Annotated in this window: 21 protein-coding genes and 1 tRNA gene; 10 read left to right on the top strand and 12 right to left on the bottom strand. The window is 61.8% G+C overall.

Going from position 1 to position 22,395, the window contains the following annotated elements; genetic code table 11:
* Position 1 precedes the first annotated feature (1 nt).
* On the bottom strand, positions 2 to 364 hold the full coding sequence (gene rsfS, locus MB818_RS18540; RefSeq protein WP_345790357.1) for a ribosome silencing factor: 363 nt from the start codon (positions 362 to 364) through the stop codon (positions 2 to 4).
* Between the two features lie 163 nt (positions 365 to 527).
* Entirely contained in the window at positions 528 to 1,880 is a 1,353-nt protein-coding gene (locus MB818_RS18535; protein WP_234217401.1) for a mechanosensitive ion channel family protein, read from the bottom strand.
* 86 nt (positions 1,881 to 1,966) lie between these two features.
* On the opposite strand from MB818_RS18535, the gene MB818_RS18530 reads away from it, so the two are divergent.
* The 6 genes from MB818_RS18530 to MB818_RS18505 all read left to right on the top strand — a co-directional run bounded on the left by MB818_RS18530 (position 1,967) and on the right by MB818_RS18505 (position 7,090).
* Positions 1,967 to 2,065: an isopropylmalate isomerase gene (locus tag MB818_RS18530; RefSeq protein ID WP_234140406.1), complete on the top strand. Its 99-nt coding sequence runs from the start codon at positions 1,967 to 1,969 to the stop codon at positions 2,063 to 2,065.
* 52 nt (positions 2,066 to 2,117) lie between these two features.
* A complete protein-coding gene (gene leuC / locus MB818_RS18525) occupies positions 2,118 to 3,524 on the top strand; it encodes a 3-isopropylmalate dehydratase large subunit (RefSeq protein WP_234140405.1) in 1,407 nt (468 codons plus the stop codon).
* 36 nt (positions 3,525 to 3,560) lie between these two features.
* Positions 3,561 to 4,088, top strand: coding sequence for an HdeD family acid-resistance protein (locus MB818_RS18520; RefSeq protein WP_234178044.1), 528 nt, complete (start codon positions 3,561 to 3,563; stop codon positions 4,086 to 4,088).
* Positions 4,089 to 4,229: 141 nt separating this feature from the next.
* Positions 4,230 to 4,835: a 3-isopropylmalate dehydratase small subunit gene (gene leuD, locus MB818_RS18515; protein WP_234140400.1), complete on the top strand. Its 606-nt coding sequence runs from the start codon at positions 4,230 to 4,232 to the stop codon at positions 4,833 to 4,835.
* A gap of 348 nt (positions 4,836 to 5,183) precedes the next feature.
* Entirely contained in the window at positions 5,184 to 6,017 is an 834-nt protein-coding gene (locus tag MB818_RS18510) for a hypothetical protein (RefSeq protein WP_234140398.1), read from the top strand.
* Positions 6,014 to 7,090, top strand: coding sequence for an endonuclease/exonuclease/phosphatase family protein (locus MB818_RS18505; RefSeq protein WP_238906002.1), 1,077 nt, complete (start codon positions 6,014 to 6,016; stop codon positions 7,088 to 7,090). The genes MB818_RS18510 and MB818_RS18505 overlap by 4 nt, the downstream gene beginning before the upstream one ends.
* On the opposite strand, the gene MB818_RS18500 is transcribed toward MB818_RS18505, so the two are convergent.
* On the bottom strand, positions 7,040 to 7,948 hold the full coding sequence (locus MB818_RS18500) for a Rossmann-fold NAD(P)-binding domain-containing protein (protein WP_234140394.1): 909 nt from the start codon (positions 7,946 to 7,948) through the stop codon (positions 7,040 to 7,042). The two genes, MB818_RS18505 and MB818_RS18500, sit on opposite strands and share 51 nt — an antisense overlap.
* Positions 7,949 to 8,038: 90 nt before the next feature.
* Here MB818_RS18500 and MB818_RS18495 point away from each other — a divergent pair, with 90 nt between their 5' ends.
* Together MB818_RS18495 and leuB are read left to right on the top strand one after the other, a co-directional pair.
* Entirely contained in the window at positions 8,039 to 8,935 is an 897-nt protein-coding gene (locus MB818_RS18495; RefSeq protein ID WP_238906001.1) for a LysR family transcriptional regulator, read from the top strand.
* 103 nt (positions 8,936 to 9,038) lie between these two features.
* A complete protein-coding gene (gene leuB / locus MB818_RS18490) occupies positions 9,039 to 10,142 on the top strand; it encodes a 3-isopropylmalate dehydrogenase (RefSeq protein ID WP_234140388.1) in 1,104 nt (367 codons plus the stop codon).
* Here the strand turns inward: leuB and MB818_RS18485 are convergent.
* Positions 10,139 to 11,740: a Na/Pi cotransporter family protein gene (locus MB818_RS18485; RefSeq protein WP_234140386.1), complete on the bottom strand. Its 1,602-nt coding sequence runs from the start codon at positions 11,738 to 11,740 to the stop codon at positions 10,139 to 10,141. The genes leuB and MB818_RS18485 overlap by 4 nt on opposite strands.
* Before the next feature lie 139 nt (positions 11,741 to 11,879).
* Between MB818_RS18485 and MB818_RS18480 the strand changes: the two genes are divergently transcribed.
* Positions 11,880 to 11,956, top strand: a tRNA-Pro gene (locus MB818_RS18480).
* Between the two features lie 304 nt (positions 11,957 to 12,260).
* On the opposite strand, the gene gyrB is transcribed toward MB818_RS18480, so the two are convergent.
* Together gyrB and MB818_RS18470 are read right to left on the bottom strand one after the other, a co-directional pair.
* Positions 12,261 to 14,678 carry a DNA topoisomerase (ATP-hydrolyzing) subunit B gene (gyrB, locus tag MB818_RS18475; RefSeq protein WP_234145232.1) on the bottom strand — a complete coding sequence of 806 codons (2,418 nt, stop codon included), beginning with the start codon at positions 14,676 to 14,678 and terminating at the stop codon, positions 12,261 to 12,263.
* 84 nt (positions 14,679 to 14,762) lie between these two features.
* Positions 14,763 to 15,356 carry an NAD(P)H-dependent oxidoreductase gene (locus tag MB818_RS18470; protein WP_234140383.1) on the bottom strand — a complete coding sequence of 198 codons (594 nt, stop codon included), beginning with the start codon at positions 15,354 to 15,356 and terminating at the stop codon, positions 14,763 to 14,765.
* A gap of 106 nt (positions 15,357 to 15,462) precedes the next feature.
* On the opposite strand from MB818_RS18470, the gene MB818_RS18465 reads away from it, so the two are divergent.
* Positions 15,463 to 16,050 carry a TetR/AcrR family transcriptional regulator gene (locus MB818_RS18465; protein WP_234163740.1) on the top strand — a complete coding sequence of 196 codons (588 nt, stop codon included), beginning with the start codon at positions 15,463 to 15,465 and terminating at the stop codon, positions 16,048 to 16,050.
* Here MB818_RS18465 and MB818_RS18460 read toward each other — a convergent pair.
* The 6 genes from MB818_RS18460 to acuK form a co-directional block, all read right to left on the bottom strand.
* Entirely contained in the window at positions 16,043 to 16,663 is a 621-nt protein-coding gene (locus MB818_RS18460; protein WP_234140381.1) for a LysE family translocator, read from the bottom strand. The genes MB818_RS18465 and MB818_RS18460 overlap by 8 nt on opposite strands.
* On the bottom strand, positions 16,660 to 17,760 hold the full coding sequence (gene recF / locus MB818_RS18455) for a DNA replication/repair protein RecF (RefSeq protein WP_234140380.1): 1,101 nt from the start codon (positions 17,758 to 17,760) through the stop codon (positions 16,660 to 16,662). Before recF ends, MB818_RS18460 begins: the two co-directional genes overlap by 4 nt.
* 59 nt (positions 17,761 to 17,819) lie before the next feature.
* The gene (dnaN, locus tag MB818_RS18450; protein WP_234140379.1) at positions 17,820 to 18,938 is read right to left on the bottom strand and encodes a DNA polymerase III subunit beta; all 1,119 of its coding nucleotides are present in this window, start codon (positions 18,936 to 18,938) and stop codon (positions 17,820 to 17,822) included.
* A 235-nt stretch (positions 18,939 to 19,173) separates the two neighbouring features.
* Positions 19,174 to 20,562 (bottom strand): chromosomal replication initiator protein DnaA, encoded by a 1,389-nt coding sequence (gene dnaA, locus MB818_RS18445; protein ID WP_234140377.1) that lies wholly within the window; start codon positions 20,560 to 20,562, stop codon positions 19,174 to 19,176.
* A gap of 551 nt (positions 20,563 to 21,113) precedes the next feature.
* Positions 21,114 to 21,377 (bottom strand): 30S ribosomal protein S20, encoded by a 264-nt coding sequence (gene rpsT, locus MB818_RS18440; protein ID WP_234140376.1) that lies wholly within the window; start codon positions 21,375 to 21,377, stop codon positions 21,114 to 21,116.
* Between the two features lie 219 nt (positions 21,378 to 21,596).
* Positions 21,597 to 22,373, bottom strand: coding sequence for an acryloyl-CoA hydratase (gene acuK / locus MB818_RS18435; RefSeq protein WP_234140375.1), 777 nt, complete (start codon positions 22,371 to 22,373; stop codon positions 21,597 to 21,599).
* Between the last annotated feature and the right edge of the window lie 22 nt (positions 22,374 to 22,395).

Here is a 22,395-nt window from a genome sequence, read left to right as displayed (position 1 = left end):
TTTAGTTGGCCGATGTCTTGGCGCCCTGCGGCATCCACATCTTTTCCAGCTGATAGAACTCGCGCACTTCCGGGCGGAAGATATGCACGATCACATCGCCGGTATCGATCAACACCCAGTCGCCGGCATCCTTGCCCTCGATCTTGGAGTTGAGGCCGAAATCTTCCTTCAGCCGCTGCACCAGCTTCTCGGCCATGGCCGAGACCTGACGGGTCGACCGGCCCGAGGCGATGACCATGTAATCGCCCATCGAGGTCTTGCCCCGCAGGTCGATCTGCACGAGGTCTTCGGCCTTGTCATCGTTGAGAGAGGTCAGAATGCGGTCCAGCAGCTGTTCGCTGGTATAAGTGCCTTGGGCCATCATTTTGGCCCCTGCATGGGCGGGCATGGCCGCCTCTGTATGAGGTAACAGGACATCGTCCTCCTATAGGGCGCGCCGACCGATCCCCGGCGCTGGGTCAGGTAGAATTTAGCAACCCGTCTGTGACTTTTCAATGAACCGCCATACGGTATGCATGGTACTGGGGTCAATCGGCACCACCCTGTCCGGCTGCCGGGACAGGCGTGGCCGCATCCTCCAGCATCCGAACCTCGCGTTGCGGGAAGGGAATCGAGATACCCTCGGCCTGGAACGCATCCCAGAGTGCCAGGAACACATTGCCGCGAATATTGGTCAAACCAGCGGTCGGGTCGGTGATCCAGAAGCGCAGCACGTAGTCCACACTGCTGTCGCCGAAGCCAACGATATGGCAGACCGGATCGCGCCCGCTTCCGGCCAGGACCCGCCCGACGGACCGCGCGGCGGCAATGGCGACCGCGCGCACCTTGTGCGGGTCATCGCCATAGCTGGTGCCGAAATTCAGGTCGAGCCGGACGAACTGGTCCGAATGCGACCAGTTCACCACCTGGCTGGTGATCAGATCCTCGTTCGGGATCAGGTATTCGCGCCCGTCGCGCGTGACCACCGAGACATAGCGCGCGCCCAGCGCATTGATCCAGCCAAAGGTCTCGCCCAGCGAGATCACGTCCCCCGGCTTGATCGAGCGGTCCATCAGGATGATGATGCCCGAGATCAGGTTCGACACCACCTTTTGCAGGCCAAAGCCGATGCCGACACCGATTGCACCGGACAGAAAGGCCAGCCCGGTCAGGTCGAACCCCAAGGTGCGGATCGCAACGATGAAGACCCAGCCATACAGCAGAACCTGCACTGCCTTGGCCAACAGCACCTGCATCGAGGGCGAGATATCGTCGTTGCGGGCCAGCGCGTTCGATGCGCCCTGCGACGCCAGCCGAACCAGTACCAGCAACGCGCCGACCAGCAGCACCGCCTTCATCACTCCCAGTACCGAGATATGCAGCGCGCCGATCTCGATCGATATGCCATCGAGGAAGCGGGCCACATCGTCGGTCAGATTCAGTGCCACCAGTGTGGCATAGACCCACATCGACCAGCGGAAGACCAGCCGGATGGTGCGATTGCGCACCGCCCGCGCCACCAGCGCGATCACCAGCAGCGCCGTGGCCAGAGTCGCCACCACCCCGATCACATAGCTGCGCGAAGGCCAGGTCATCTGTTGCATGACCAAATAGGTCAGCCAGCTCAAAGCCACGAAATAAAGCAGCGACAGCCGCCGCATCAGCAGCACCAGCGTTCTGAGCCGCCACTTAGGCCAGCCCTCGCGCGAGCGGGCCCAGGCATCCCAATGGGTGCGCGTCAGCAGCGAAAGCAGCAGCGCTGCGCCGATCAGCAGCGCGATGATCAGCAACTGGTACTGGCGCCAGCCGGGCGTCAGGAAAAGACCAACCAGCCTGTGCCCCTCGGTCAGCAGGGTCGCGATCAGTTCGTCCAGCGTGGCCGGGAGAATGTCTTCGTTCATATATAGGCTCCGCCGCCAGCTTGGCAGGCTTGCCGCCGGAAACGCAAGACCTTGCGAGACTCGGGACGGCCATGTATCTGGACAGAATGACACCCCACGACGCCCCGACCATGGACCTGCAAGACCGCGCCCGCCTGCGCGAGCGGTTCTTTGGCGCGACCCGTTCGGTCCTCGCCCGCCTATAGGCCGGGTTCAGCCACGTCTTTACAGCCATTTCTCTAGAACGGGAGAGGACACATGTCCCCCAAGACACTCTATGACAAGATCTGGGATGCCCATCTGGCCCACGAGGCCGAAGACGGCACCTGCCTTCTCTACATCGACCGTCACCTCGTCCACGAAGTGACCAGCCCGCAGGCCTTCGAAGGTCTGCGCATGGCGGGCCGCAAGGTGCGCGCGCCGGATAAGACCATCGCCGTGCCGGATCACAACGTGCCCACCACCGAGGGTCGCGAAGACCCCGCACAGATGACCGAGGAAAGCCGCATCCAGGTGCAGGCGCTCGACAAGAACGCGCGCGATTTCGGCATCCATTATTACCCGGTCTCGGACATCCGTCAGGGCATCGTGCATATCGTCGGCCCCGAACAGGGATGGACCCTGCCGGGCATGACCGTGGTCTGCGGTGACAGCCACACCGCCACCCATGGCGCATTCGGCGCGCTGGCCCATGGCATCGGCACCTCCGAGGTCGAACATGTGCTGGCCACCCAGACGCTGATCCAGAAGAAATCCAAGAACATGAAGGTGGAGATCACCGGCAAGCTGAACCCGGGCGTCACCGCCAAGGACATCACGCTGGCCGTGATCGGCAAGACCGGCACTGCCGGCGGCACCGGCTATGTCATCGAATACTGCGGCGAGGCGATCCGCGACCTCTCGATGGAAGGCCGCATGACCGTCTGCAACATGGCCATCGAAGGCGGCGCCCGCGCTGGCCTGATCGCACCGGACGAAAAGACCTTTGCCTATGTGCAGGGCCGCCCGCATGCGCCCAAGGGCGCCCAGTGGGAAGCCGCACTTGCGTGGTGGAAGACGCTCTATTCCGATGACGACGCCCATTGGGACAAGGTGGTGACGATCAAGGGCGAGGATATCGCCCCCGTCGTGACCTGGGGCACTTCGCCCGAGGACGTTCTGCCGATCACCGCGACCGTCCCCAACCCCGAGGATTTCAAAGGCGGTAAAGTCGAGGCCGCGCGCCGCTCGATCGAATACATGGGTCTGACCCCCGGCCAGAAACTGTCGGATATCGAGATCGACACCGTCTTTATCGGATCCTGCACCAATGGCCGGATCGAGGATCTGCGCGCTGCTGCCGCGATCCTGAAAGGCAAGAAGATCAAGGACGGTATCCGCGCCATGGTCGTACCCGGCTCGGGCCTTGTCCGCGCCCAGGCCGAGGAGGAAGGCATCGCCGACATCTTCAAGGAGGCGGGTTTCGAATGGCGCCTTGCGGGTTGTTCGATGTGCCTGGCGATGAACCCCGACCAGCTGGCACCGGGCGAGCGTTGCGCCGCGACCTCGAACCGCAACTTCGAGGGTCGTCAGGGTCGGGGCGGTCGTACTCACCTGCTCAGCCCCGCGATGGCCGCCGCCGCTGCCATTACGGGAAAGCTGACGGATGTGCGGGAAATGATGTAGGCTTCGCTCATACTTCATTTCTAGGGAGAGAATGAAATGAGTGACTGGCTGAAACTGATGTTGCTGGGCCTGTTGTCGGTCGTGTTCGGGATTATCATCCTGGGCGCGCCGGTGATGGCTTCGGTGGCCATTACCACCCTGACCGGAATCATGCTGCTGATAGGTGGCGGGCTTCAGGCAGTGGGTGGTTTCACCGTCGAAGGGGCGGGCAACAAGATCCTGTCGATCATCATGGGTCTCATCATGGTGTTCCTCGGCTGGTCGTTCCTGTCGAACCCGCTCGAAGGCACGCTGACGCTGGCCTCGGTTGTGATGATCCTGTTTGCCGCCGGCGGCATCGCCCGGATCATTCTGTCGTTCCAGATGCGCGGCACCGGTCTGTTCTTGCCGACACTCATTTCCGGCATCCTGTCGCTGGGCCTTGCCGCCTATGTCATGGCGAATGCAGGGGTCGGTCTGGCGCTCAGCCTTCTGGGTATCCTGATGGGTATCGAGATGCTCTTCAACGGCTTCGGCCTGATCTTCGCCGCGCTCTTCGTGCGCAGCGCGGGAAAACACGCGTAACCGGGGTCACGGGACCGAGGACTGTCCGTCCACGCCTGTGACTCTTTGAAACTGGTGCCGGGCCGCGCGCTTGCGCGGGTCCGGCACCGCTCAGAGATCTAGCGCCCGCATCAAACCCGGGCCCAAACCAGGAGACTGGATATGGACAAGTTCGAAAAACTTCAGGGCATCGCCGCGCCGATGCCGCTTATCAACATCGACACCGACATGATCATCCCCAAGGTGTTTCTCAAGACCATCAAGCGGTCGGGCCTTGGCGTGAACCTGTTCGACGAGATGCGCTATAACGCCGACGGGTCCGAGAACCCCGATTTCGTGCTGAACAAGCCTCAATACCGCGACGCCGAGATCCTGGTGGCCGGCGACAACTTCGGCTGCGGTTCGTCGCGTGAACATGCCCCTTGGGCGATCAAGGATTTCGGCATCAAATGCGTGATCTCGACTTCGTTCGCCGACATCTTCTTCAACAACTGTTTTAAGAACGGCATCCTGCCCATCGTCCTGCCGCAGGAGCAGGTCGATTTGCTGATGAAGGATGCCGAGAAGGGCGCCAATGCCCGCATGACCGTGGACCTGGAAGCGCAAGAGATCACCACCTCGGATGGAGAGGTGATCCCGTTCGAAGTCGACGCCTTCAAAAAGCACTGCCTGCTCAATGGCCTCGACGATATCGGTCTGACCATGGAGAAGGCGACGGCAATTGATGCGTTCGAAGCGCAGGCGGCACAGTCGCGTCCCTGGGTCTGATCCCTTTTCGATCGCTGAACCGCGGGGCTGTATCCGGTTGATACAGCTCCGTTTTCAATTCTAGAACCAGTATTACATCGCTCATTAGTGATCGCGGATCGCACAACCACAAAATGTGGTCACCTCGGATAACTTGCCAAAAAATTACACCATCTCTGATGCAAGAAGGCACCAGTTAAGCCATGTTTTTGCCTTAAATCGGGGGTCTCGTGACTCGGTGACTTGAGTGAATGGCCGAATAACGGCACAAATGGGGCCAAAATGAGGCACTCCGCCCAACCGGGTGGACTCAAGTTGGAACAAAGGCTCGGCAACGCATCGGCCTGTCCAGTTTGAAGGGATCGGACAGTGATTGCACGCATCACAGGCGCGGCTCTGCGCGGAATCTTGGTGGCGCTTGTCGTCGTGATTCCGGCGCTCTATTTGCCCAGCGCGGCCACGACATCGACCGAGATCGTCGTCCTTCTGGCGATCCTCGGTTTTGTGCTGACCTTTGCCGAGTACAACTCGACCTTTCCCAGTTTCATCGAATTCAGGGATGCGCCGCCGCTGAACCGGATGCGGTTCATTGCCCTTATGACCATGATAACCATGCTCACCCTGATCAGCAAAGATCGTATTGATCCGACCAATATCACCGCGCTGTTTTCGGGATTTGGCCTGCTTGTCGCACATCTGATCGATTTCCCCTATTCGCCGGTACGGTTGGTGGTGTTGATGCTGCCGCAGGGCGCTGGAGTCGATCTGGTGTACAGTGTACGCGTGGCGGCGGCTGTCGCCTATGTGATTGCATTGCTGACAGTTTTTGCCTTCTGGGTTGCAGTGCGCATCCGCGGCTGGCCCACCGGCAACGGGGCATTCAACGTCTGGATCAACCTGCCGTTGTTCGACCCGACTACGGGCGGCGATGTCGTCGCGCGGCTGCAACGTGACGGCCGGATCAACATGATCCTAGGCGTCCTGTTGCCATTTCTCATTCCTGCCATCGTCAAGATGGCCTCCGACATATTTGATCCGATCAACCTGTACAGTCCGCAAACGCTGATCTGGACTATGAGCGCCTGGGCATTCCTGCCAGCGTCTATGATCATGCGGGGATTAGCGATGATACGGATCGCAGAGTTGATCGAGGAAAAACGCCGTCGCGTCTATTCCAACGCCGAGGCGATGCAGACCGCATGATCCGGCTAGCCGCCCTGGCGGTCCTGTGTCTGTTGCCGGTTGCGGCGACGGCCGAGGCGCTGCGGGTGGCGACGTTCAACACCGAACTCAGCCGTAAGGGGCCCGGGCTTATGCTGCGCGATATTGCCGGTGGCCGCGACACGCAGGTCGCCGCGGTAGTATCGGTGATCGCGTTTGCCCGCCCCGATATCCTTGCGCTTCAAGGGCTGGATTGGGATCACGAAGGCCGGGCGCTGGAGGCGCTGGCCGTGCAGTTGGCCGCCGCCGGATGGGAGATGGCACACAGATTTGCCGCCCAACCCAATAGTGGCCGCGCCATCAACTTGGACCTGGATGGCGACGGACGGATCGGCGGCCCGGGTGATGCGCAGGGCTATGGCCGCTTCAGCGGTCAGGGTGGTATTGCGATCCTGTCCCGTCACCCTATTGCGCAGGCCAATGTACAAGATTTCTCTGCCTTGCTCTGGCGCGACCTGCCCGGCGCAACCTTGGCTGAGAGCAACGGTTACCCCTTCCCCACGGCCGAGGCGCAAGCAGTCCAGCGCCTGGCCTCGACCGGGCACTGGCTGGTTCCAATCGACACCGATCAGGGGTCGATGGTGCTGCTGACCTATCAAGCCGGGCCGCCGGTCTTTGACGGGCCCGAAGACCGCAACGGGCTGCGCAACCGGGACGAAACCCGCTTCTGGCAACTGCTGTTGGATGGCGCGGTCGGGACGATGCCGGACCTCCCCTTTGTGCTGGCCGGGGGCGCCAATCTGGATCCGCAGGATGGCGAGGGCCACCATGGCGCCATCGAAACACTTCTGACTGACCCCCGGCTACAGGACCCGGCGCCAGTAAGTCCCGGCGCCGCTAAGGCGGGTTCTCAGGGTCACAGGGGGCCGGATGCACAGGACACGGTCGATTGGCCCGGTATAGGCAGGTTCCGGGTCGATTACGTGCTGCCTTCGATCCATTGGCGCGTGACGGGATCGGGTGTGATCTGGCCGACGCCGGAGGATCCGAGCGCAGGCCTGGTGTCACAGGCCAGCCGCCACCGCCTGGTCTGGGTGGACCTGATCCGCGAGTAGCTCGACGGGGATCGCAGAAGCAAGCGCTTGCTCGAACGGTGTTGGCACAAACGTCGGCAGAACCTTTGCAAACGCGGCCCCGTCCAGACTGTGCGGTGTGCTCCAGAGATAGCGCATCTCCAGCAGTGAACGCGCCATCGGCCAGACGGGCCGGGCCAGATGCAAGGGCAGCCAGTTCATGCGCTTGAGCGTGATGCGTCGGCCCGTTACCTGCTCCAGTGCGGCCGCTATCTGGCGACCTGTCAGCGTGTAGCCGGGATAGGTGAGATCGCAGAACACTGGCAGCGTCTCGCGCTGCTGGGACAGGGTAACGGTGACGCGGGCGAGATCGGGCAGATAGGCCCAGGCATGTGCTATGTCGGGATCGCCCGGATAGATGAACCGCCCCTTGGCGAGCCGCTTGATCATCACCTGATCGAACCAGTTGCCCGAGGCGCAGGTATCGAGGAAATCCCCCGCGCGTAGAAGGATGGTACGAACGCCCGAGGCGCGATAGGCGGCCTCCATGTCGATGCGAATGCGGCCCAGCGGATTGGTCGCGGCATGCGGACTGTCAGGCCCCCAGGGAGCCGGAGTGTTGGGGCCAAAAACATAGACATTTCCGGGGATGATCACCGTGGCGTTCGTCGCTTGCGCTGTTTTGATCACCCGTGCATGCAGGCCGGGAACCGTGGCGGCCCAATCGGGATAGGGCGGGTTCCAGGCGTTCACGATCACCTCGGCACCGCGTGCGGCAATGTCCAGGTCTTCGCGCTTTCGATCAAACGAACGTACGGTCCAACCCGCCCGCCCAAAAGCCTCGGCCGCGTTGCGCCCGAACCGGCCCGAGGCCCCGAGAACAAGAACTGTCTGTGTCATGCTGGCTCTCCATCACTGTTCCTATTCAAATAGTCATTCAAATGTATCGAGAGAATTGCCCAAAAACGTAGATCATGTATTCATCAATGAATGGATGAGCTTTCAGATATTGGTGACTGGTCCCTGATCCAGAGCTTTTTGGCTGTGGCCGAGACCGGCACTTTGTCAGCGGCGGCGCGGCAGCTCGACCGCAGTCAGCCCACATTGGGCCGACATGTGCAGGCGCTGGAGCAGGCGCTGGGCCTGTCGCTGTTCGATCGGCACGCGCGCGGCCTGAAGCTGAGCGCGGACGGCGCCCGGATCCTGCCGCTGGCGCAGCAGGCGCATCGGGCGATGACGGCGATTTCGGTCACCGCCGCCGGGCAATCACAATCGCTGGCAGGCACCGTGCGCATCACCGCCTCTGTCTTTGCCTCGCATCATATCCTGCCGCCGATCCTGGCGAGTATCCGGGCCGCCGAACCCGCGATCGAGCTGGAACTGGTGCCCAGCGACACCACCGAGAACCTGCTGTTTCGCGCCGCCGATATCGCCGTGCGCATGTACCGGCCCCGGCAGGTGGATATCGTTGCCCGGCATATCGGTGACATACCGCTCTGCGCCTGCGCCGCCACCAGCTATCTGGAGCGCAAGGGTCGTCCCACGCGGGCCGAGGACCTTCTCGATTTCGATTTGGTGGGCTATGACGCGGACCCGATCATCGTCAAGACGATGCAGGCGCTGGGCTGGCCGGCGACACGGCACAGTTTTGCCATCCGTTGCGACAATCAGAGCGCCTATTGGCAGTTGATCCGGGCCGGGTGCGGCATCGGTTTTGGCCAGCGCAGCATCGTCGCCGCCGATCCGCTGGTCGAAGTGCTGCCCTTTGACCTGCCGGTGCCACCGCTCGAAATGTGGCTCGCCGCACCGCAGGCGATGCGGCTGACGCCCCGGATCCGCCGGGTCTGGGACCTCTTGGCCGAAGGCTTGCTGGCCACGCCCCTTTGATCCCCGGTTTTCCCCTGTCAGGACAGCGCAGATGACCCGCGCCACATTGACCGCCCGCCTCTGGCGCGCTAGGGCCTTTGCGACGAAACGCAAGGAGAGTTCCATGTCCAATCCCTCGCTCCTCATCCTGCCCGGTGACGGAATTGGCCCCGAAGTCATGGCCGAAGTGCGCAAGATCATCGGCTGGTTCGGCGACAAGCGCGGCCTGAATTTCGACGTCAGCGAGGATCTGGTCGGCGGTGCCGCCTATGACGTGCATGGCGTACCGCTGGCGGACGAGACCATGGCCAAGGCGCAAGAGGTCGATGCCGTGCTGCTGGGCGCCGTGGGTGGCCCGAAATACGACGATCTCGATTTCAGCGTCAAACCCGAACGCGGCCTGCTGCGCCTGCGCAAGGAGATGGACCTGTTTTCCAACCTGCGCCCGGCCCAGTGTTTCGACGCGCTGGCCGATTTCTCGTCGCTGAAGAAGGATATCGTTGCCGGTCTGGATATCATGATCGTGCGCGAGCTGACCTCGGGTGTCTATTTCGGCGAGCCGCGCGGCATCTTCGAAGAGGGCAACGAGCGGGTGGGCATCAACACCCAGCGCTATACCGAAAGCGAGATCGAACGGGTCGCGCGTTCGGCCTTCGAGCTGGCGATGCGCCGCAGCAAGAAGCTGTGCTCGATGGAAAAGGCCAACGTGATGGAATCGGGCATCCTGTGGCGCGAGGTGGTGACCCGCGTGGCCAAGGACTATCCCGAGGTCGAACTCAGCCACATGTATGCCGACAACGGTGCCATGCAGCTGGTCCGCGCGCCGAAACAGTTCGACGTGATCCTGACCGACAACCTGTTCGGCGACATCCTGTCGGACTGCGCCGCGATGCTGACCGGCAGTCTGGGCATGCTGCCCTCGGCCTCGCTCGGCGCACCGATGGCCAACGGGCGTCCCAAGGCGCTGTATGAACCCGTGCACGGCTCGGCCCCTGATATCGCGGGCCAGGGCAAGGCCAACCCGATCGCCTGTATCCTCAGTTTTGCGATGGCGCTGCGCTACAGCTTTGACCAGGGTGCCGAGGCCGATCGCCTTGAAGCGGCGGTCGAACAGGTTCTGGCCGACGGTGTACGCACCGCCGACCTGCTGGGCGAAGAGGGCGTGACCCCGGTTTCGACCACCGAGATGGGGGCGGCGATCTTGGCGAAACTGGACGCCAGCCTCTAATCCGTTTCTGCCCGCGGCGGCGCGTCTGCCGCGGGCAATCGTGCCGCCGCCGCGCGGTGGTAATGCGCCACCCGTTCGGCATGGTGCAATACCCGGTCCAGCCAGCGCATCGCGTCGGTATGGGCAAAAACCTGGTCCAGCGCAAACAGCCCCGCATGTTCGCCCAGCATCATTGCCCGGCGATGGCGCTTGCGTCGCGCGGCGATCAAGAGACGCAGCCGCTCCAGCCGCTTTCCTTCGGGCACCCCGCCCACTGCCCCGCCAGAGCGCCGCAGCGCCGCCCCGGCCCCAAGGGCAGAGCGCCGCAACAACCTGTCATGCAGCAGGGTGTCGATATTGCCGGTCTGCCGCGCCCGATCCAGCAGCCGGGTCAGATGGTCGATCTGGTGCAGGATGTCCGAAAAGGTCTCGATATCCTGTGCGCGATCGGGTGGCAGCCGGATCTCGGACAGAAAGGCACGTAGATCCTCGAGCGCGCGCGTGCACGGCGTCAGTGCCGCGATGCGCCGGTAATCGGGCGCGGGGGCCAAGCCGGCACCCAGAGCGAGAAACAACCGTTCGGCAATTGTCCGCGCGCCGGACTGTGCCGCCAGCAACGCGGCGTTTGCGTCCTTGAGCAGGCTGCGGTCGGCAACGAACAGCTGTTCGGTCTCGCGTTCGGGCAAGAGCCGCGCCACCAGCCCGGCAAAGCGCCCGGTCAGCGGCAGGAACAGCGCCGTTCCAACCAGATTGAACCCGGTGTGAAAAATCAGCAGAACGCTCAGATCGTCACCCAACTGCGTCGCGTCATCGAAGACCGGGCGCAGAAGAAGCAACATGGGAAAGGCCAGGACCGAGGTCACGATGTTGAAGATCAGGTTCGCCAACGCGGTCTGCCGCATCGGCACCGAGCCACCGGTCGAGGCCAGAACAGCGGTAAAGGTGGTGCCGATATTCATGCCGATCACGATTGCGGCTGCCTGCAACAGCGTGATCGCGCCCCCCGACAGCATCACCAGCGCCAACGCCATCGCCGCGCTGGACGATTGCATGACGATGGTCACCGCTGCCCCCAATCCCACGAGTAGGAGCAATCCTCCGGGCCCGCTTCCCGGCAGGCTTTCGGGCGTCAGAAACGAAGTCAGGTCGCTTGCCCCAGATTGCATCAGGTCGAGCCCGATCAGCAACAAGCACAATCCCGCGACCGTGCGTCCGGCCCGTGCCAGCGCTCCACGCGCCAGGAGATCGGCAAGGGCCGCCGGAAACAACAGCAGCAGCGCCAGATTGCCAAGTTTGAGCTTGAAGCCCAACAGCGACACCAGCCAGCCGGTGGCCGTGGTGCCGATATTGGCGCCATAGAGAATGCCCAATGCCTGCGGCATCGTCATCAGCCCTGCCCCGACAAACCCCACCGTCATGACTGTCGTGGCACTGGACGATTGCACCACGGCCGTCGCGGCGGCGCCGGTCATAACACCGCGTAGCGGCGTGGTGGTGAACCGCGTCAGCACGCCGCGCAACTGACTGCCCGCCGCATCGCGCAAGGCAGTAGTCATCAACTCCATTCCCAGCAGGAACATGCCGATGCCACCAATCAGGTAAAAGAGATTTCCCACCATTTCCCGAGCTCTCCGGACCCTCTCCGGACCCGCAGTCTTGCCAATGATCGGCGCCGGGACAAGTCGATGTTTTTCAAACTGCTGCGGCGGAATCCCTCTTGCATGTCGTCCGGGGCAGGTATAGATCACCCGCCACGGTCGGAGTGTAGCTCAGCCTGGTAGAGCACTGTCTTCGGGAGGCAGGGGCCGGAGGTTCGAATCCTCTCACTCCGACCAATAAAACAAGGCGCCCTCGGGCGCCTTTGTTGTTCTTAGTTTATGCCTCAGCCCAACACCGACCTGGTTTCCAGATTATCCCCGGCATGGAGCCGATGGCAGGTAAGCTCTTCAAGATTGAACACCAATCTCAACAAATCTGTTGCATGGTAATAACCCGCCACAGCCCCATTTCGCGATTCATCTAGTATGCAACAGGCTCGGATTGCCTTCTCTTTCTCGAGATAAGAAAGACATCTTAACCAAGCGCGCATTTCTAGCATTCGGATGCCCAGCATCGCTACGGGGCACCCGAACAATAGAATCAGAAATCCAGGTTCTCTACACTCAACGCATTCTGCTGAATGAACTCGCGGCGCGGTTCGACGGAATCCCCCATCAACTTGGTAAAGATGTCGTCGGCCTCGACCATGTCATTGACCCGCACCTGCAACAGGGTGCGCGCATCGGGATCCAGCGTGGTTTCCCACAGCTGTTCCGGGTTCATCTCGCCCAGACCCTTGTAACGTTGCAGCGTCAGACCCTTTTCGCCCTCGTCCAGGATCGCCTTGAGCAGAGTCAGCGGGCCGTGAATCGCCTGGGTCCGGTCGCGGCGCACCAGCATCGCGGGCTGGGTATAGATCTCCTGCAAGCTGCGGGTAAAGCTGCCGGTCTTGCGCGCCTCGCCCGAGCGCAGCATCGGGCCGTCCAGCGTCCGCACCTCTTCGACGCCGCGCAGGATGCGGGCCAGCCGGATGCCGTGATCCTGGGTGATCCGGCCCAGCCAACCGCGCTCATACTCCAGCGCGATCAGGTCGAGCCGCGCGGCAACCTTGTCGGCCACCCCTTGCAGGTCGGCATCGACAGCACCAGCGACAAAGGCACCAGCCACGGCGGCCTGTTCCAGGATGTGGCGGGGATAATGGGTCGGGAAGGCGTCGAGCACGCGTTTCAACTGACGCGCCTCATCCACCACGCGGGCCAGATCCTGGCCGACGATCTCTTCGCCATTGCCCAGCTTCAGCACCGCGCCCTCGACACCCTGCTGGATCAGATAGTCGTCCAGCGCCGCCTGATCCTTGAGATAGACCTCGGACTTGCCGCGCGCGACCTTATATAGCGGCGGCTGCGCGATATAGAGATACCCGCCCTCGATCAGTTCCGGCATCTGCCGGTAGAAGAAGGTGAGCAGCAGGGTGCGGATATGCGCGCCGTCGACATCGGCGTCGGTCATGATGACGATCTTGTGGTAGCGCAGCTTGTCGATGTTGAATTCATCCCGCCCGATTCCGGTGCCCAGCGCCATCACCAGGTTGCCGATCTCCTGGCTGCTGAGCATCCGGTCGAACCGCGCCCTCTCCACGTTCAGGATCTTGCCCCGCAGAGGCAGCACCGCCTGGGTCCGACGGTCGCGCCCGGTCTGGGCCGAGCCGCCGGCGCTGTCACCCTCGACCAGGAACACTTCGGTCTTGGACGGGTCCTTTTCCGAACAATCCTTGAGCTTGCCAGCGAGGTAGTTCACATCCATCGCCGTCTTGCGCCGGGTCAGTTCGCGCGCCTTACGGGCGGCCTCGCGGGCCAGTGCGGCCTCGATGATCTTGCCGACGATCTGCTTGGCCTCGTTGGGGTTCTCCTCGAACCACTCAGCCAGTTTCTCGTTCACCAGGTTCTCGACCGCCGGTCGCACCTCGGAGGAAACCAGCTTGTCCTTGGTCTGGGACGAGAATTTCGGATCGGGTACCTTGACCGACAGGACGCAGGTCAGACCCTCGCGCGCATCATCACCGGTAAAGTTGATCTTTTCCTTTTTCGCGATGCCGCTTGATTGGGCATAGTTGTTGATGGTGCGCGTCAGGGCACCGCGAAAACCTGCGACATGGGTGCCGCCATCGCGCTGCGGGATGTTGTTGGTAAAGGGCAGCACCGTCTCGTGATAGCTGTCGTTCCACCACATCGCGATCTCGACGCCGATATCGTCGCGCTCGCCCTTGAAATAGATCGGCACCGGCATGACCGGCGTTTTCGAACGGTCCAGATATTTGACGAACTCGCGCACGCCGCCTTCGTAGAACAGCTCGGTTTCCAGCCGCTCGGCCGGGCGCTCGTCGATCAGGATGATGCGCACACCCGAGTTCAGGAAGGCGAGCTCGCGCAGGCGCTTTTCCAGCGTCTCGAACACATAGTCGAGGTTCGAGAATGTTGTGGTCGAGGCAAGGAAGCGAACCTCGGTTCCTGTGCGGTCGCCGCACTCTCCGACCACCCGCAGATGTTCGACCGTATCGCCCCGCTCGAACCGGGCGACATGCTCCTTGCCGTGGCGCCAGATACGCAATTCCAGCCAGTCGCTGAGCGCGTTCACCACCGAGACCCCCACGCCGTGCAGACCGCCCGACACCTTGTAGGAGTTGCTGTCGAACTTGCCGCCCGCATGCAGCTGGGTCATGATCACCTCGGCGGCCGAGACCCCCTCTTCGGCGTGTATATCCACCGGAATCCCACGACCGTTATCGGCGACGGAAACGCTGCTGTCGGCGTGAATTCTCACCGTTACATGGTCGGCATGGCCCGCCAGCGCCTCGTCGATACCGTTATCGACGACCTCATAAACCATGTGATGCAGGCCCGAGCCGTCATCGGTATCGCCGATATACATCCCGGGCCGCTTACGCACGGCCTCCAAGCCCTTGAGAACTTTGATGGAATCGGCACCGTACTCATTTCCGGGTTGCTCGATTTCGGACATTCGCGCCTTCCTTCGTATTTTTGTGATTTTATACGAAACCCGCAGGGGAATGTCACGGCCCGGGCCTGATTTTCAGCATTTGTTTCAGGCCGCTTTTGCACCCATCTGCGCGGCCTTGCGCAGCCATTTCTGGACCCGGTCGCCCTCGGCACCGGTGGCGGGGGCAAATGTCGAGAAGCGGGCCGGCTTGATCCCGACAAAACCCAGGATCTGACGGGCCAGAACTTTCTTGATCGCGTTCGAGTAAAACAGCCCCAACAACATCGCCGGCGTGTCCGATGTCATCAGCACCCGCGCCGTGCGCCCCTTGAGCAGCGGCGCTGGAACCCCCATGAAATTGGTGTTGCGAGTGTCGAAGGCCCGCCCCGGCAACAGTGAACGGTCGAACAGCCCCTTCAGCTTGGCCGGGATCGCCCCCCACCAGAGCGGCGTCGCCAGCACCACGTGTTCGGCCCATTCCAGATCGGCCAGAAACGCCTCCAATTCAGGCTCCAGCGGTTTGGTGTTCTTGTAGCCGCCCTCGCCGTAATCCATGTCGAACCGCATCTGGGACAGATCGTGATAGCGCACCTGATGGCCGCTTTCGCGGGCCGCGCTTGCATATGCTTCGCTTAGCGATTTCGACAGCGACGACTGACCCGGGTGACCGTTGAGAATGATGATTTTACGTGTGGACATTTTCCTGTTTCCTCTGCAAAAGTGACCTTGGTCAATTTAAATATACAGAAATTGACCAAGGTCAATATTTATTTTTGACCCTGGTCATTTTTTTGAAAGGACAGCCATGGCCCGCCCACCGCAGAAACGCCGCCTGGAAACCCGCGCCCGCCTGCTGGCCGAAGCCGCGCGCCTGGTTGACGCTCAGGGATATGCCGGGTTGCGGGTCGAGGATGTGGTCGAGGCCGCCGGCGTTGCCAAGGGTACGCTGTTTTCGCATTTCAGCGACAAGGACGGATTGCTCGCCGTTCTGATCGGGGCCGAGGTGATGCGCCTCATCGACGAGATGGAGAACGCCGCCCCACCCGCCGATCTGCCGCAATTGATAGAACGTCTGGTGCCCCTGCTCGACTTTGTCGCCAGCGACCGGGTGATCTTTGATCTGTTGCTTCGCTATTCCGGCTCGACCGGGGCCGAGCGGGATGAGATTGTGACCCAGGGCTTTTACCGTCAGATCGACCTTTGGGCGGGTTGGATCGTGAGCATGCAAGCGGCGGGCACCGTTCGCGGCGATCATCCCCCTGCCCTTTTGGCCGAGGGCATTCAGGCCTTCCTCAACCAGGTTATCGCGATCCGCTTCTGTCAGGGCGGTCAGCCCACCGGCACGCCAGCCGAGGCGCTCTATCCCTTTCTGGCAGCTTGGCTGATCACGTAAAGGGCAGGATCAACCCGACCACGATCAGCATGCCACCCGCCATCAAGTTCATCCGCCTGAGCGCACGGGGCGAGCTCAACACCCGCCGCACCCGATCGACAAAAGCCGCCAGCATCAGATTGCCCACCAGCGGCACCACCTGCGACACCGCCACGATGGCAACGATATCGGTGGTGGTGACGTTCGCCAGATCGAAGAAACCCGGCAAGATTCCCATATAGAACAGCACCGCCTTGGGGTTGCCCAGGATCACCACCAACCCCGCCAGAAACCCGGCCCAGATACCAGGCCGGGTCAACCGGCTGTCACTGGCGATGGTTCGGTCGGCGTTTCGGATCGTGACGATCCCCAAAGTGACAAAGACCAACACCGCAACCACCTTCAGCACCAGCGCGATCTGGGTCGAGGCAGCCGTGATCCAACCGATACCCAGAACTGCCAGAACCGGCCAAAGGCTGTCGCCCACCACCACGCCCAGGGTCAGCGGCCAGGCGGCTTGAAACCCGCCAGAAAGGGTGCGCGCGGTCAATGCCAGCCAAACCGGCCCAGGCGTCAGGAACAGCACGAAAACCGCCCCCGCATAAAGTATCAGGTCAATTGCCGACAGCGTCATGTCTCTACAATCTCCGACTCGCCGTTGTGCTCGATCAGCGCAATGGTCTGCGCCCGCGCGCCCAGTTCGGAAAACAGTTCCGGCCCGGTGCCCGTCATCCAGGCCTGCGCGCCCAGCGCACAGATCTCGTCATAAAGCGCCGCGCGGCGCCCCGCATCCAGATGGGCCGCGATCTCGTCCAAGAGCAACACCGGCGGTGATCCCACCTGTTCGGCCAACGCGCGTGCGTTGGCCAGGATCAGCGAAACTAGCAGCGCCTTTTGTTCGCCGGTCGAACAGTCGCTGGCGGGCACTCCCTTGGCGGCATAGACACCGTACAGATCGCTACGATGCGGCCCCACCAATGTGCGCCCTGCAGCCAGATCGCGAAACCGGCTCTCGGCCAATGCCTCGCGCAGATCGCTCTCGCTTTCGGGCAGCGCACCTTCGGTCTGGGTCAACTCAAGATCGGCGGTAGGAAAGGCGGTTTCGGCCTGGGTCTGCGCTGCGGCCAACGCGGTCAGGGCGCTCTGGCGCGCAGCGTGAATTCGGTGTCCAGCCGCCGCCATCTGGGTTTCCAGCGCCAGATACCAATGGGCGTCCCGCACCTGTTCACGAAGCAGACGGTTGCGCTCGCGCATGGCCTTTTCATAGGTCAGTACAGCCTCGGCATGATCGGGCTCGAAACTCATGGTCATCCGGTCCAGAAAGCGCCGCCGTCCCTCTGGCCCCTCGATCCACAAACGGTCCATCGAGGGTACCAGCCAGACCATCCGCACCAACCGCCCCAGCGCCACCTGGCTGGCCGCTTTGTCGTCGATGCGCACCTGCCGCGCGGCGCCGCCTTCGGACCAGGTTTCGATCTCGTGGCGCTGATGCCCCGCGACAAGCTCGGCGCTCAGCTTCCAACCCAGCGCCTCGGGGCGCCGGGTCATCTCGGCGGCGCTGGCCCGGCGCATACCGCGCCCGGGCGAAAACATCGACACCGCCTCAAGAATGTTAGTCTTGCCCGCCCCGTTGGGCCCATGGATCGCCACGGGCCGCTCGTCTAGGCTGAGCCGCAGCAATCGATGCGACCGGAAATGCGAGATCGTGATTGCGGTCAGGGCCAATGCCATGACCCCTCCCTTCTTCTGTTCGAAAATACCTCCGCCGGAGGCATCGCGCGTCAGCGCGATCAGACGCGCATCGGCATGACCACGTAGACCGCGCTCTGATCATTGCCTTCGCGCATCAGGGTCGGGTCCCCCGAGGAATTGAACAGGAACACCGCGTTTTCGCGATCCACCTGGCTGGCGATCTCCAGCAGGTACTTTGCGTTGAACCCGATCTCGAGCCGTTCGTCGCCATAGGCAACAGCCAGTTCCTCTTCCGCAGCTCCACTATCAGGTGCATTCACCGACAGGACCAGTTTGTCTTCGTCCAGCTGCAGCTTGACCGCGCGCGAGCGCTCCGAGCTGACGGTAGCAACCCGGTCCACAGCCTTAGCGAACTCCGAGGCGTCCACCTCGAGCCGCCTTGTATTCCCCTGCGGGATAACACGGGTGTAGTCAGGAAATGTACCGTCGATCACCTTGGAGGTTAGCGTTATATCGGGTGTGGCAAAGCGGACCTTGGTCTCACTCACCGACACCGCGATATCCATCTCGTCATCGTCCAGCAGCTTGCGCAGCTCGCCCACGGTCTTGCGGGGCACAATCACGCCGGGCATGTCCGTCGCACCCGCCGGCAGATCGGCGTCGATCCGTGCCAGACGGTGGCCATCGGTAGCAACGCAGCGCAGCACCTTGCCGCCATCGCCATCGGCCACATGCATGTAGACACCGTTCAGGTAATACCGGGTCTCTTCCGTCGAGATGGCGAATTTGGACTTGTCGAACAGACGCCGCAGAACCGCAGCGTTGGCGGTGAAATTCGACTGGTACTCCGACGACGCCATCACCGGGAAATCCTCGCGCGGCAGAGTCGCCAGCGAGAAGTTCGAGCGACCGGCATCGACGGTCAACCGGCCAGCCGCCGCATCTGCGGTAAGGGTGACCAGCGCTCCGTCCGGCAGCTTGCGCACGATCTCGTGCAGCGTGGTGGCCGAAACGGTGGTGGCGCCAGGCCGTTCGATCATGGCAGGCGCCTTGTCGACCACTTCGATATCCAGATCGGTCGCGCGGAACTGTACCCCTTCGCCCTCGGCCTCGATCAGCACATTGGCAAGGATCGGGATCGTGTTCCGGCGCTCGACAACCGATTGCGCTTGCGCAACGGCCTTCAGCAGGGCGCCGCGTTCGATGCTGATCTTCATGTCCCTTCATCCTCCGAATGGGCCGGGAAGGGCAAACTAGCGGGTTCCCCCTTCGACACAAGGCTTTTTTGGTTTTCTCGGGCCTAACGCCAACAGCGTCAAGAGGGCGCCCCCAGATGGGACGCGATTATGGCATGGTTGCAATTCGGGAAAAGCGCTCGCGTAGCAGAAGCCCAATGGGCTTGCTGCGCGCACAGCGAAGTGCGGGATGGCCTTGCGGCCACCCCGCCTGGCCTCACGCCTCCAGCGCGCGGCGCAGCATTTCGACGTCTTCGGCAATCTGACCGTCGGTCAACTTCAACTCTTCGATCCGCTTTACACCGTACATCACCGTGGTGTGGTCACGGCCGCCAAAGCGCCGCCCGATCTCGGGCAGTGACCGGCTGGTCAGCTGCTTGCACAGATACATCGCCACCTGACGCGGCCGTGCGTAAGAGCGCAAACGCTTAGGCCCAATGATATCGCTCAAACGGATATTGTAGTAATCCGAAACCTTGCGCTGGATCTCTTCGACCGTGATCTTGCGTTCCGAGGCGCGTAGGACATCCGCCAAACAATCCTGGGTCAGCTCCATGTCGATCTCGCGCCCAACCAGCGAGGCAAAGGCAAAGAGACGGGTCAGCGCCCCTTCGAGCACGCGCACATTGGTCGAGATTCGATGCGCCAGGAATTCCAGCACCCCATCCGCGATGACCAGATCGGGATAGGTGGTACGATACATCTGCACCTTGGTTTGCAGGATGCCCAAGCGCAGTTCGTAATCTGTGGGATGCAGATCCACCACCAAGCCGCATTGCAAACGCGATTTCACCCGGTCTTCGAGATCCTTGATCTCGCCCGGCGCGCGGTCGGCCGAAATGATGATCTGCTTGTTCTGGTCAACCAGCGCATTGAAAGTGTGAAAGAACTCTTCCTGAGTGCTGTCCTTGCCGGCAATGAACTGCACATCATCCACCATTAGAACATCGACCGAGCGGAACAGATGCTTGAAATCCATCATCCGGCGCTCGCGCAACGCCTGTACGAAACGGTACATGAACTGTTCTGCCGACAGGTAGAGCACGTTCAACTCGGGGCACTTGGCCTTCAGCTCCCAGGCGATGGCATGCATCAGGTGGGTCTTACCCAGTCCTACCCCGCCATAAAGCACCAGTGGGTTAAACGTGACCGGCCCGCCCTCGGAAACCCGGCGCGCTGCCGCATGGGCCAGCTCGTTCGGTTTGCCAACCACGAAACTATCAAAGGTGAAGCGCGGGTCGAGCGGTGCGGCCTGCAACCCATCTAGCGGCTCGGAAATCTCGGCAAACCGCCGGGGGGACATTTCGGACGCAGCGGCAGGAATAGCGGCTGGCTTGGCTGTTTGCGCCGGGCGCGCCGGCAAATTCGCCGCCACACGAAACGCCAAACGCCGTGCGGGTTCGCCGGCATTGTTTAGCTCGTACAGGATCAGGTCAGAGAAGTTCTGGCTTACATAGTTTCCCATAAAATTGGTCGGGACCGTAAAGACCGCAACCCCATCCTCAAGCGCCTGAAACTCAAGCGGTTCGATCCAGGTCGTGAAATTGTTCTGCCCCACCGTCTTGAGCAATTTCTGACATAGCAATCCCCATTTTTCTTGTGTCATCCAGCGCCTCACGCCATCCCGTTATTTGGCCGACTTTCGGCCTTATTACCCATCATTTCTGAGCCATGCCTGGCCTCACGATCCACTTGTGCCGCGCGTAACAAAACCAGTCGCCCCGAAAGGAACGCCAGTCATCCGACGAACAATTGTCATGCATAGCAACCTGGTCCCGGACTGCCCCGACAAGGCACAGCTCAAAACCAGATACCAACATAACACACTCAAATAGACAGGGTGGTAGCCCGAGCAGCTCGAACCCCACAGAGATCGAAAGCGATAGTGACAAAGCGCTTTCGACCATCTTCACAAAGCCCGATGCCCGTCGGACCGTGCTGAAGAGTGCCTGTCCCCCCAAGCGAGTGAATCGCTGAGACAGTGGTAGCAAGTCGGTCTGCGGAGCGGCAACGAAACTATGATGTTGACTCGGGATTCACCTGCAAAGAATCTCTTGCCGCCGCTGTAACGGGGCCTGGTTGCAACAGGCACGAAAAAAGGCGCTGCCATTGCAGCGCCTTCTTGAAAACCCCTTTTTGGGGGGATTCGGGGCCGTCTTAGCCCAGCGCTTTGACGCGCGAGGACAGGCGGGACATTTTGCGGGATGCAGTGTTCTTGTGGAACACACCCTTGCTGACGCCGCGCATCAGTTCGGGCTGAGCCGCGCGCAGAGCTGCGGTTGCCGCGTCCTTGTCGCCCGAGGCGATGGCCTCTTCGACTTTGCGCAGATAGGTGCGGATGCGCGAACGACGGGCTTTGTTGATGGCGAAGCGTTTTTCGTTCTGACGGGCACGCTTTGCTGCCTGGGGCGAATTTGCCATGTTTTCTGACCTTTATTCGGGTTCGGTTCTGTTCATGTCACGCAATGACGCCCCTCTCCCGGATCGGTCTCACCGGTGTGATTCTAGCCAGAGCGGGCCCCACGCGCATGTATGACGGCGGCATTTAGCGAAAAAGGCGGCAAAAGCCAAGCCCCCATCCGCCGAAACGCAAACAGGCGGGCATGCGCCCGCCTGCTGCACTGATTCCATAACGCGACGTCACTTGTCGCGAAACTGGGCGGCGCGTTTTTCCAGGAACGCGGCCATGCCTTCCTTCTGGTCTTCGGTGGCGAACATCGAATGGAATACGCGGCGCTCGAACAGCAGCCCCTCGCTCAGCGTGGTCTCGTAGGAGCGGTTGACCGCTTCCTTGACCGCAAAGGCGCTAATCATCGACTTCTCGGCAATCTTCTGGGCCGCGCTCAGCGCCTCCTCGACCAGCTTCTTGGCAGGCACCACGCGACTGACCAGCCCGGCGCGCTCGGCCTCTTCGGCATCCATGAAGCGCCCGGTCAGATTCAGGTCCATCGACTTGGACTTGCCCACCAGCCGGGTCAGGCGCTGGGTGCCGCCAATACCGGCGATCACGCCCAGATTTATCTCGGGCTGGCCGAACTTGGCGGTGTCCGCCGCAATGATGAAATCGCACAGCATCGCCAACTCGCAGCCACCGCCCAGCGCGTAACCCGCCACTGCCGCGATGATCGGCTTGCGGATGGCGCTGACGCGGTCATTGGCGGCCGCGAACAGGTTCTCGCTATACACCTCGACATAGGTCTTCTCAGACATCTCGCGGATATCGGCCCCGGCGGCAAACGCCTTGTCGCTGCCGGTGATCACGATGCAACGCACCTTGTCATTGCCATCGGCTTCTTCCAGCGCGGTGCAAAGCTCGCCCAACAACTGTGTGTTGAGCGCGTTCAGCGCATCGGGACGGTTCAGCCTGATCAGGGCTACGTGGTCTTCAACTTCGACGATGATCGTCTCAAAGGCCATGGGGCTTTCGCTCTCGGTTGTT

This window comes from Ruegeria alba (genome assembly GCF_022321465.1).
GTDB lineage: Bacteria > Pseudomonadota > Alphaproteobacteria > Rhodobacterales > Rhodobacteraceae > Ruegeria_B > Ruegeria_B alba.
Note: the sequence above shows the minus strand (reverse complement) of the source record. Positions and strands in the feature narration are given on the sequence as shown.

What these genes read in the sequence shown, in the direction of transcription:
- MB818_RS18535 (WP_234217401.1), bottom strand. Translation starts at nt 1,880, where the DNA reads ATGAACGAAGACATTCTCCCGGCCACGCTGGACGAACTGATCGCGACC.
- MB818_RS18520 (WP_234178044.1), top strand. Translation starts at nt 3,561, where the DNA reads ATGAGTGACTGGCTGAAACTGATGTTGCTGGGCCTGTTGTCGGTCGTG.
- recF (WP_234140380.1), bottom strand. Translation starts at nt 17,760, where the DNA reads ATGGCATTGGCCCTGACCGCAATCACGATCTCGCATTTCCGGTCGCAT.
- MB818_RS18495 (WP_238906001.1), top strand. Translation starts at nt 8,039, where the DNA reads ATGGATGAGCTTTCAGATATTGGTGACTGGTCCCTGATCCAGAGCTTT.
- leuB (WP_234140388.1), top strand. Translation starts at nt 9,039, where the DNA reads ATGTCCAATCCCTCGCTCCTCATCCTGCCCGGTGACGGAATTGGCCCC.
- dnaN (WP_234140379.1), bottom strand. Translation starts at nt 18,938, where the DNA reads ATGAAGATCAGCATCGAACGCGGCGCCCTGCTGAAGGCCGTTGCGCAA.
- MB818_RS18500 (WP_234140394.1), bottom strand. Translation starts at nt 7,948, where the DNA reads ATGACACAGACAGTTCTTGTTCTCGGGGCCTCGGGCCGGTTCGGGCGC.
- dnaA (WP_234140377.1), bottom strand. Translation starts at nt 20,562, where the DNA reads ATGACACAAGAAAAATGGGGATTGCTATGTCAGAAATTGCTCAAGACG.
- MB818_RS18470 (WP_234140383.1), bottom strand. Translation starts at nt 15,356, where the DNA reads ATGTCCACACGTAAAATCATCATTCTCAACGGTCACCCGGGTCAGTCG.
- MB818_RS18485 (WP_234140386.1), bottom strand. Translation starts at nt 11,740, where the DNA reads ATGGTGGGAAATCTCTTTTACCTGATTGGTGGCATCGGCATGTTCCTG.
- rpsT (WP_234140376.1), bottom strand. Translation starts at nt 21,377, where the DNA reads ATGGCAAATTCGCCCCAGGCAGCAAAGCGTGCCCGTCAGAACGAAAAA.
- MB818_RS18460 (WP_234140381.1), bottom strand. Translation starts at nt 16,663, where the DNA reads ATGACGCTGTCGGCAATTGACCTGATACTTTATGCGGGGGCGGTTTTC.
- MB818_RS18465 (WP_234163740.1), top strand. Translation starts at nt 15,463, where the DNA reads ATGGCCCGCCCACCGCAGAAACGCCGCCTGGAAACCCGCGCCCGCCTG.
- MB818_RS18530 (WP_234140406.1), top strand. Translation starts at nt 1,967, where the DNA reads ATGACACCCCACGACGCCCCGACCATGGACCTGCAAGACCGCGCCCGC.
- leuD (WP_234140400.1), top strand. Translation starts at nt 4,230, where the DNA reads ATGGACAAGTTCGAAAAACTTCAGGGCATCGCCGCGCCGATGCCGCTT.
- leuC (WP_234140405.1), top strand. Translation starts at nt 2,118, where the DNA reads ATGTCCCCCAAGACACTCTATGACAAGATCTGGGATGCCCATCTGGCC.
- gyrB (WP_234145232.1), bottom strand. Translation starts at nt 14,678, where the DNA reads ATGTCCGAAATCGAGCAACCCGGAAATGAGTACGGTGCCGATTCCATC.
- rsfS (WP_345790357.1), bottom strand. Translation starts at nt 364, where the DNA reads ATGATGGCCCAAGGCACTTATACCAGCGAACAGCTGCTGGACCGCATT.
- acuK (WP_234140375.1), bottom strand. Translation starts at nt 22,373, where the DNA reads ATGGCCTTTGAGACGATCATCGTCGAAGTTGAAGACCACGTAGCCCTG.
- MB818_RS18505 (WP_238906002.1), top strand. Translation starts at nt 6,014, where the DNA reads ATGATCCGGCTAGCCGCCCTGGCGGTCCTGTGTCTGTTGCCGGTTGCG.